Below are 849 nucleotides of genomic sequence, written 5' to 3'. Positions count from 1 at the left end.
GACGATCACGTTCTATGCCTTCACGGCCGTCATCGTTGGCGGCACCGCCAACAACAAGGGCGTCATCCTCGGTACCGCGTTCTTTTGGGGTATCCGCAACGGAACGCGGTTCATCGACGTACCGTCTCAGTACTCCATTCAACTCGCAGCAGCTCGCCTCATGCTGATCGGTATCGTGCTGATACTCATCCTGTACTACCGGCCCGAGGGCCTTCTCGGCGAACAGGACTACGACATCCCGCTACCGTCACGGGACACTTCCGGAGGGACCGACGATGTCTGAACAAAACACACCAACCCCGACATCCGACGCAACGCAAACGGAGAACGCGGACCAGAGAACCGGTCGCGACGCGATTCTCCGTATCGAAGAGGTCACAAAACAGTTTGGTGGCATCACCGCGCTTGACAGCGTTAATCTGAGGGTCGACTCCGGAATCACCGGTCTCATCGGCCCGAACGGTGCCGGTAAAACGACTCTGTTCAATTGCCTCACCGGCTTCCACAAGCCGGATAACGGGCGAATCCGCCTCTACGAGACGGACATCACTGGCAGAGAGCCGCCAGCTATCGCCCAGCAAGGCATGGTTCGGACGTTTCAAATTCCGCGCGAACTCGCCGATATGACCGTGTTCGAGAATCTGCTTCTCGCTCCGATGAACCAGCACGGTGAACGGCTCCGTGGGGCGTGGGCCCGGGGAGACCAGTTCGTAGAGGAAGAACAGGCGATCCGAGAGCGTGCTCGCGAAATCGCGACATTCTTCGAGATCGACCACCTACTCAATGAACCCGCTGGCAGTCTTTCGGGAGGTCAGCGGAAACTCCTCGAAATCGCTCGAGCACTATTGA

1 protein-coding gene and 1 pseudogene are annotated in these 849 nt (G+C 58.3%); both read left to right on the top strand.

The features are described 5' to 3' along the window. A pseudogene (locus tag EXE45_RS17040) lies at window positions 1–283 on the top strand (branched-chain amino acid ABC transporter permease); the annotation flags it as partial. Next, window positions 276–849, top strand: a 574-nt coding sequence (locus EXE45_RS17035; protein ID WP_137695031.1) for an ABC transporter ATP-binding protein, incomplete at its 3' end; no start/stop codon positions are given. The pseudogene EXE45_RS17040 and the gene EXE45_RS17035, both read left to right, overlap by 8 nt.

This window comes from Halorubrum sp. SP9 (genome assembly GCF_005435015.1).
Taxonomy (GTDB): Archaea; Halobacteriota; Halobacteria; order Halobacteriales; family Haloferacaceae; genus Halorubrum; species Halorubrum sodomense.
The sequence above is the reverse complement of the archived record's forward strand: the minus strand, read 5'-3'. Positions and strand labels throughout refer to the sequence as shown.